The organism is Microtetraspora sp. NBRC 13810, assembly GCF_030268685.1.
GTDB lineage: Bacteria > Actinomycetota > Actinomycetes > Streptosporangiales > Streptosporangiaceae > BSRQ01.
Genome location: NZ_BSRQ01000080.1, coordinates 1 through 401 on the forward strand (window position 1 = coordinate 1; position 401 = coordinate 401).

Annotated in this window: 1 protein-coding gene; it reads left to right on the plus strand. The window is 68.6% G+C overall.

The features are described 5' to 3' along the window. Positions 1-401: ABC transporter permease (locus tag QSK26_RS41530; RefSeq protein WP_285780868.1), on the plus strand; the 401-nt coding region annotated here is incomplete at both ends.

The following is a 401-nucleotide window of genomic DNA, read 5'->3' on the forward strand; positions in this document are numbered from 1 at the left end:
CGCACGTGCTGACCTCGCTGGCCGCCAATGTGATCTCGCTGGTGGTCGTCGTGCTCGTCGCCCTCCTCATGGGCTTCCGCTCGGAGGCGGGAGTGCTCGCCTGGCTCGCGGTCGCCGGCATCCTGATTCTCTTCACCCTGGCGTTGACCTGGATCGCCGTCATCCCCGGTCTGTCCGCGAAGTCGGCGGACGGCGCGAGCGCGTTCTCCTACCCGCTCATCTTCCTGCCGTTCATCAGCTCGGCCTTCGTACCCACCGGCACCATGCCCGGCCCGGTGCGCGCCTTCGCCGAGAACCAGCCGGTGACCTCCATCGTCAACGCCATCCGCGACCTGTTCACCCGGCAGCCGGTCGGCACCGACATCTGGATCGCCCTCGCCTGGTGCGTCGGCATCCTCGTC